We start from the raw sequence: 6681 nt of genomic DNA on the forward strand, positions 1-6681 counted from the left end.
CCCCCCGTTTGGGGGCGCCCCCGCCCCCCCCCCCCCGGGGCGGGGGGGGGGGGGGGGGGGGGGGCCCGCCCCCCCGCCCCCGTCGGTGATCGTCGGTGTCAGCCGCTGAACTCGGCCACGTTCTCCTTCGTGACCACCTTCACCGGAACCATCACCGTCTCGTCGATCTTCCTGCCCTCGGCGGCGCGCAGCGCGTTGTCCACCGCGATCCTGCCCAGTTCGCGCGGCTGCTGCGCGACGGACGCGTACAGCGTGCCCTCCTCGACCGCCTTGAGCCCGTCCGGCGTGCCGTCGAAGCCGACGACCTGGACCGACTTCCCGGCCCTGGAACCGAGCGCCTTGATCGCGCCGAGCGCCATCTCGTCGTTCTCGGCGAACACACCGTCGATGCCGGGATGGGCCTGGAGCAGGTTGGTCATCACGTCGAGGCCCTTGGTGCGGTCGAAGTCCGCGGGCTGCTTGGCGACGACCTTGATACCCGGGTAGTCCTCCAGACCCTCGGCGAAGCCGGAGCCGCGCTCCCGGCTGGCGGAGGTGCCGGCCTGCCCCTGGAGGATCACGATCGTGCCCTCACCGCCCAGCTTCTCGGCGAGCGCCTCGGCGCCCTGCCGGCCGCCGGCCACGTTGTCGGAGGCGACCAGCGCGGACGTCTCGGCCTTGTTGACACCGCGGTCCACGGCGACGACCGGGATGTCCGACTCGTTGGCGGAACGCACCGCCGGCCCCGCCGCGTCCGAGTCCACCGGGTTGACGACGATCGCGTCGAGGCTGCCGCTGGTGAAGTTCTGCAGCTGGTTGGCCTGCTGGGAGGCGTCGTTCTGCGCGTCGGTGACGGTCAGGTCGAGGCCCCGCTTCTTCGCCTCCGCCTGAGCGCCCTCCCTGATCTGCACGAAGAACGGGTTGTTGAGGGTCGACAGGGACAGGCCGACCTTCTGCGCCTTCGCCTCCGAGGAGCCGTTGTGCAGGAAGGACAGCGCGCCGACGACGGCCGCCGCGACCACCGCGGCCAGCAGATAGGTCACCGCCTGCTTCTTCCGGCCGCCCCCGCCCGGCGCGCCGGACGCGGTGGGGGCCGCCCCCGTCTTGCGGCGCAGGGTGTCGAGGAGCACGGCCAGCGCGATGACCACGCCGATCACGACCTGCTGCCAGAACGCCGACACCGACAGCAGGTTGAGGCCGTTGCGCAGCACCGCCAGGATCAGCGCGCCGATCAGCGTCCCGGACGCCTTGCCGGTACCGCCCGCGAGGGAGGCGCCGCCGATGACGACCGCGGCGATCGCGTCCAGTTCGTAACCCTGCGCGGCCTGCGGCTGCGCGGACGACAGCCGGGAGGCGAGCACGATGCCCGCGGCGGCGGCGAACAGGCCGGACAGCGCGTAGATGGCGAGCTTCTGCTTCTTCACCCGCAGCCCGGACAGCCGGGCCGCCTCCTCGTTGCCGCCGATGGCGTACATGGAACGGCCGATGTACGTACGGCCGAGGACGAACGCCGTGATCAGGCCCATGACGATCATCACGAGCACCGGCACCGGCAACCAGCCGCCGAGGGTGTCACCGAGGTGCGAGACGGAGTCGGGGAACGGGATCGGGGAGCCCTGGGAGATCACCAGGGACAGACCGCGGGCCACCGACAGCATGGCGAGCGTCGCGATGAACGACGGGAGCTTGCCGTACGACACCAGGATGCCGTTGACCAGGCCGCACGCGATGCCGGTGGCGATGGCCAGCAGCACCGCGAGGACCACCGGGACGCCCTCGGAGGTGGCACTCCAGGCGAGGACGGTGGCCGACAGGGCGGCGACCGAACCCACCGACAGGTCGATGCCCGCGGAGACGATCACGAAGGTGACACCGAAGGCGAGGATCGCGGTGACCGCCGCCTGGACGCCGACGTTCAGCAGGTTGTCGGCCGTCAGGAAGTCGCCGGACAACGCCGACATCGCGATGACGAGGACGATGAGCGCGGTGAGCGCCCCGTTGTCCAGCAGGAGGCGGCGCAGACCGCCCGGGGCGGCGCCCCTGCCTCCCGAGCTCTTGAGCGTGTCAGTGGCCACGGGGGCCCTCCTCTTCCGGGGCTTCGGTGTCTTCGGTGGTTCTGGTGTTCTCGGTGTTCTCGGTGTCTTCGCCGGTGGGGGGAATGCCGACCGCGAGGGCCATCACGGCGTCCTGCGTGGCGTCCTCGGCGGGGAGTTCGCCCGCGATCCGGCCCTGGGCCATCACCAGCACCCGGTCGCTCATGCCGAGCACCTCGGGCAGATCGCTGGAGATCATCAGCACGGCGGCGCCGGCCGCGGTGAGTTCGTTGACCAGCTGGTAGATCTCGACCTTGGCGCCGACGTCGATCCCGCGCGTCGGCTCGTCGAGGATCAGCACCCTGGTGTCGGCGAGCAGCCACTTGCCGATGACGACCTTCTGCTGGTTGCCGCCGGAGAGCGTGCGCACGTGCTGGCCGAGGCCCGCCATCCGCACCCCGAGCTGCTCGGCGATCCGGGCCGCCGCGGCGCGCTGGCCCCTGAGGTCGACGAGCCCCGCGCGGGTGGCCGAACGCAGCGTCACCAGGCCCAGGTTCTCCTCCACCGAGGCGTCCAGGACGAGGCCCTGGCCCTTGCGGTCCTCGGGGACGAGCCCCAACCCCGCCGTCATCGCCGCGTTGACGTCGTGGCCGCGCAGGGAGCTGCCCGCGACGTGCACGGTCCCGCTGTCGTACGGGTCGGCGCCGAACACCGCGCGGACGACCTCGGTACGGCCCGCCCCGACCAGGCCCGCGATGCCGACGACCTCACCGGCGTGCACCTGGAAGCTCACGTCGTGGAAGACGCCGTCGCGGGTGAGGCCCTCGACGCGCAGCAGGGCCTCACCGACGGCGGGCCGACGGCGCGGGTACTGCTGCTCGATGGACCGGCCCACCATGAGGCGCACGAGTTCGTCCTCGGGCGTGGTGGCCGGGACCTGGCCGACGCTGCGGCCGTCCCGGATGACCGTGACCCGGTCGCCGAGGGCGGCGATCTCCTCCAGGTGGTGCGTGATGAACACGATGCCCACGCCGTCCTCGCGCAGCCTGCGCACGAGGGAGAAGAGCCTGTCGACCTCCTCGGAGGTCAGCACGGCGGTCGGTTCGTCCATGATCAGTACCCGCGTGTCCAGGCTCAGCGCCTTCGCGATCTCGACCATCTGCAGCCGCGCGATGCCGAGTTCGCGGACCCGCGCGGACGGCGGCACGTTCACGCCGACCCGCTTCAGGAGCACGGCGGCGTCGGCCTCCATCCTCTTGCGGTCGATCATCCCGAAGCGGCGCGGCTGCCGCCCCAGGAAGATGTTCTCGGCGACCGTCAGATCGGGTACGAGGTTGAACTCCTGGTAGATGGTGGCGATGCCGAGGCGCTCGGAGTCCTGCGCACCGTGGATGCGCACCTCCTCGCCGCCGACCAGGATGCGGCCCTCGTCGGGCGTGTGGGCGCCGGACAGCATCTTGATGAGGGTGCTCTTGCCCGCGCCGTTCTCACCGAGCAGCACGTGCACCTCGCCGCGGCGCAGGTCGAAGTCGACCCTGTCGAGGGCGACCACGCCCGGGAAGGTCTTGCGGATGCCCTCGATGCGCAGCAACTCGTCCGGGTCGCTCACGACGTACTCCTTCGTACGGGGGACTGGGTGGGGGCCTGCTGTCCGGGAGCCGGTGGTCCGGATTCCGGCGGCGCGGGTGCCGGCGGCTCGGGTGCGGGTGGTCGGCGGGCCGGTGGCCGGGGTGCCGGTTCGCCGCACGAGCGGCGGACGACGAGCCGGGCGGGGAGGGTGACGGACTCACCGGGCCGCCCCTCGATCCGGTCGACCAGCGCGCGCACGGCGGCCCGCCCGAGGTCGCCCGTGGGCTGGGCGATCGCGGTGACCGGCGGATCGGTGTGCACGAACCAGGGGATGTCGTCGAACGCGGCGAGCCCGATGTCCTCGGGAACCCGCAGTCCGTGCGCGCGGACGGCGTCCAGCGCGCCGAGCGCCATCAGGTTGTCGGCGGCGAAGACGACCTCGGGCGGCTCGGGCAGCGCGAGGAAGCCCTCGGTGACCCGGCGCCCGCTGTCGGCCTGGAAGTCGCCCTGGCCGATGTGGGACTCGGGGAGGGGGAGCCCGTACGCGCCGAGCGCCTCCCGGAAGGCGTCGACGCGCTCGCGTCCGGTCGTCGTGGCGGCCGGCCCCGCGATGATCGCGAGCCGCCGGTGCCCGAGCCGGTACAGGTGCGCCACGAGGTCCCGTACGGCGGCCCGCCCGTCCGACCGGACCACGGGCACGTCCACGCCCGGGATCCACCGGTCGACGAACACCATCGGCGTGCCCGCGCGGGCGGCGTCCAGCATCCGGGGCGAGCCGCCGTCGGTGGGGGAGACCAGCAGCCCGTCGATCCGGCGGTCCAGCAGGGTCGTGACGTGGTGGTCCTGGAGGTCGGGCCGCTCGTCGGCGTTGCCGATGATGACGCTGTAGCCCAGCGCGCGGGCCTCCTCCTCGACGGAGCGGGCCAGCTCGGTGAAGTACGGGTTCATCACGTCGCTGATGACCAGGCCGAGGGTCCGGGTCTGGTCGGTGCGCAGCGACCGGGCGACGGCGTTCGGGCGGTAGCCCAGCGTCTCGACGGCGGCCAGCACCCGCTCGCGCGCGGCCGCGCTGACCGACGGATGGCCGTTCAGGACACGTGACACCGTGGCGACGGACACGCCCGCCTCGGCGGCGACGTCCTTGATGCCCGCCATCGCCCCCACCTCCTCGTGGAATCGATTACACCTGCTGTGCACCAAGGATTGGAATCGATTACACGGAGAGAGGGCAAGGGGTGGCGGCGGCCGACACCAAATCGTGACCGGGGTGCGGGGCGGCGCCGGCGCGCGTGTCCGGGCAGAACACCAGGGCGAGACACCGTGGCAGAGCCTGCTCGCCCGTCTGGTGGGGGTGGTGCGGGAGGTGAGGGCCTGGGCCGCTCGCGGGGCGGGTTCCCCAGCACACTCCACCTGAGCACGGACGGCCGCTGCCGCCCGCTGTCCCTGGTCGTCACTGCCGGACAGCGGGCGGACTGCACCCAGGTCCGGACGGTGCCGGAAAGGATCCGCGTTCCGCGGGCCGGGCCCGGGCCGACCGGGCACGAAACCCGGCAGCCTCGCGGCCGACAAGGGGTGCAGCAGCAGCCCGTGCCGCAAGTACCCGCGGTGCCGGGCCATCCGGCACACGATCCCGGAGAAGACCGACAGCCAGGCCGCCCGCCTGCGCAAGGGCTCACGCGGCGGACGGCCACCCGTCCCCGACGGAGAGCGCTGCAAGAAGCGCAACACCGTCGAACGGGCGATCAACCGGCTGAAGCGGTCCCGGGCCGCCCCCCGCCACGGCAAGCGCGGCTGCGTCCTCCTCGGCACCACCACCGCAGCAGCTCTCGTCATCCGGCTCCGCACGTGATCACCCGAATCGCCCTGGAAGTCGGCATGTACATTGTCTCGTCGTGTTCGAAAGTGCGGGCGGGCGAGTCGTCGCCGACAGGTACGTGCTCGCCGACCGCTTGGGCAGCGGCGGTATGGGCACGGTGTGGCGTGCCTGGGACCATCTGTTGCAGCGGACGGTGGCCGTCAAGGAGCTCCATGCCGCAGGTGGGGGGTACGAGCAGCAGGCGTCGATGCGGCGTGTGCTGTCGGAGGCGCGGGCGATCGCCCGGGTGACGCACGCGCATGTCATCGACATCTACGATCTGGTGGAGTTCGACGGCGGTCTGTGGATCGTCATGGAACTGGTGCCGGGTGGCTCGCTGAGCGAGCGAGTGCGGTCGAGCGGGCTCCTGTCACCGGTGGAGACAGCCCGCGTCGGCCTGGAGGTCCTGTCCGCGTTGGAGGCGGTCCACGCGGCCGGTGCGCTGCACCGTGACGTGAAACCGGCCAACGTGCTTCTGCGCGAGGACGGCAGCAGCGTGCTCACCGACTTCGGTATCGCCGCCCTGTCCGGTCACACAGGTCTCACGGGCACGGGGGGCGTGGTCGGCTCGGCCGAGTACATGGCCCCGGAACGGCTGCGCAATCAGCCCGCCGGACCGGCCAGCGACTTGTTCTCCCTCGGCGTCACTCTCTGTTTCCTTGCCTCCGGTCAGACCCCCTTCGCCCGCGGGGACCTCACGGCCACGTCGTTCGCCGTCGCCTTCGAACCGCCCTCCGTCCACGTCCGGGGCCCGCTGGGCGACGTCATCGAGCAGTTGCTGGACAAGGACCCCGCCGAACGCCCGTCCAGCGCGCAGCTCACAGACGCGCTGCAGTCGATAGCCGACGGCGTTCCCCGGGCGGTGCAGGCGACACTGCGGCAGCCGGTGCAGCCCGCACGCGCGGACCGACGCCGTACGGCGACCGCACGCGCGGACCGACGCCGTACGGCGACCGCAGGGGCGAACCGGCACCGCACGGCGATCACAGGGGCGATCGCCGTGGTGGTGCTCCTCGCCGGAGCGGGCGTGACCGCATACGTCGCCGGAGACGACTCCGGCTCTGGTTCGCCCGACCCGACCGGGCAGACGCCCACTGGTGCCCCCGCCGTCTCGCGCATGGATGCGGTGATGCCGGTTCCGGGCGTGCAGGGCAGGTTCTGGTTCTTCTCCGGCGGCGAGTACATGGTCGCCGAGGTGGGTGCGGACCCGGCGTCGGCGCGGCGGGTGAGCGGGCCTGCCCCGAT

General features: G+C 72.3%; 4 protein-coding genes. 1 reads left to right on the plus strand and 3 read right to left on the minus strand.

Annotated features, from left to right (window positions below):
- Window positions 1–98: 98 nt before the first annotated feature.
- From ORI94_RS17740 to ORI94_RS17750, 3 genes are read right to left on the minus strand one after another with little or no spacing between them, the layout of a single operon-like run.
- Complete coding sequence (locus ORI94_RS17740; protein WP_266076443.1) at window positions 99–2054, minus strand: substrate-binding domain-containing protein; 1956 nt, start codon at window positions 2052–2054, stop codon at window positions 99–101.
- The gene (locus ORI94_RS17745) at window positions 2044–3621 is read right to left on the minus strand and encodes a sugar ABC transporter ATP-binding protein (RefSeq protein ID WP_266076445.1); all 1578 of its coding nucleotides are present in this window, start codon (window positions 3619–3621) and stop codon (window positions 2044–2046) included. The genes ORI94_RS17740 and ORI94_RS17745 overlap by 11 nt, the downstream gene beginning before the upstream one ends.
- Window positions 3618–4736 carry a LacI family DNA-binding transcriptional regulator gene (locus ORI94_RS17750; RefSeq protein ID WP_266076447.1) on the minus strand — a complete coding sequence of 373 codons (1119 nt, stop codon included), beginning with the start codon at window positions 4734–4736 and terminating at the stop codon, window positions 3618–3620. The genes ORI94_RS17745 and ORI94_RS17750 overlap by 4 nt, the downstream gene beginning before the upstream one ends.
- 737 nt (window positions 4737–5473) lie before the next feature.
- On the opposite strand from ORI94_RS17750, the gene ORI94_RS17755 reads away from it, so the two are divergent.
- A partial coding sequence (locus ORI94_RS17755; protein ID WP_266076448.1) for a serine/threonine-protein kinase occupies window positions 5474–6681 on the plus strand: 1208 nt, incomplete at its 3' end.

The organism is Streptomyces sp. NEAU-W12, assembly GCF_026242095.1.
Taxonomy (GTDB): Bacteria; Actinomycetota; Actinomycetes; order Streptomycetales; family Streptomycetaceae; genus Streptomyces.

Excerpts from the sequence above, each read along its gene's own strand:
- ORI94_RS17750 (WP_266076447.1), bottom strand. The coding sequence starts at position 4,736 with ATGGCGGGCATCAAGGACGTCGCCGCCGAGGCGGGCGTGTCCGTCGCC.